This is a genomic window from Methylobacterium sp. B1, from assembly GCF_000333255.1.
Taxonomy (GTDB): domain Bacteria; phylum Pseudomonadota; class Alphaproteobacteria; order Rhizobiales; family Beijerinckiaceae; genus Methylobacterium; species Methylobacterium fujisawaense.
This window is the reverse complement of record NZ_BACT01000137.1, coordinates 1-1,194: the sequence shown is the minus strand read 5'-3', so window position 1 is coordinate 1,194 and position 1,194 is coordinate 1. Positions and strand designations below refer to the sequence as shown.

The following is a 1,194-nucleotide window of genomic DNA, read 5'->3' as shown; positions in this document are numbered from 1 at the left end:
CGGGATCCGCGTGCGGGACTATCCGCTCACCCTCGACAAGATGCTCAAGGGCTTCGAAGAGCAGGAGGCCCAGGCGCAGCGGCGGACCTGACCGGAGGCAAAGGCCTGGGCGGCCGCGGTTGACGCCCGCCCGCGCAGGCGGGACACCCGGCCGAAAGCCCGAATACGGGGAGCGCCCGGTGCCCGACAGCCTTGCCAACGACCGTCATCCGCCCGCGCGGTTCAACGCCGCGCGGTACTGCCTAGCCGAGAATGCGCGCCTGCGCCCCGACAAGACGGCGCTCGTGATGGTCGGGGACGGCACCGCGGAGCGGCTGAGTTTCGGCGACGTCGAGCGGGCGGTGCGCGGCATCGCGGCGGGCCTGCTGGATCTCGGCCTGGAACCCGGCGACCGGGTGATGATCCGCATGGGCAACGAGGCCGACTACGTCATCGTCTATTTCGGGGCCCTGGCGGCGGGCCTCGTCGCCCTGCCCTCCTCGCCGCAGCTCACCGCGGGCGAGGCGGCGTTTCTCATGGACAATTCCGGCGCCGCCGCGGTGGTGATCGGAGGCGGCTGCACGGTCGCGCCCGAGGCCCTGGGCGGACGCCTCCTGCTCGACGCCGCCGCCATCGCGCGGATGAAGGCGGGGCCGCCCCTGCCGGCCTACGCCGACACCGCCGCGGACGACCCGGCGATGCTGATCTACACCTCCGGCACGACGAGCCGGCCGAAGGGCGTGCTCCACGCCCACCGCGCCACCTACGGTCGCCGGCCGATGCGCGACCACTGGCTCGGCCTCACCGAATCCGACGTGATGCTGCATGCCGGCACCATGAACTGGACCTACACGCTGGGCGTCGGCTTGAGCGATCCCTGGTCGGTGGGCGCGACGGCGGTGCTCTACAACGGTCCACGCGACCCCGCCGTCTGGCCGCGCCTCATCGCCCGGTACGGCGCGACCCTGTTCGCCGCCGTCCCGACGCTCTACCGCCAGATCCTCAAATACGGCGACCTCGGCGCCCAGGACCTGTCGAGCCTGCGCCACGGCTGCACGGCGGGCGAGCCCCTCTCGGTGGAGTTGCTCGATGCCTGGCGGCAGGCCACCGGCAAGCCCCTCTACGAGGCGCTCGGGATGAGCGAGATCTCGACCTACATCTCCAGCGGCCCGACGATTCCCGTCCGTCCCGGCTCACCGGGCAAGCCGCAGCCCG

1 protein-coding gene is annotated in these 1,194 nt (G+C 72.5%); it reads left to right on the top strand.

What is annotated here, in order from left to right; translation table 11 throughout:
• Positions 1-179: 179 nt before the first annotated feature.
• Positions 180-1,194, top strand: a 1,015-nt coding sequence (locus tag I53_RS04045) for a long-chain fatty acid--CoA ligase (protein WP_043346943.1), incomplete at its 3' end; no start/stop codon positions are given.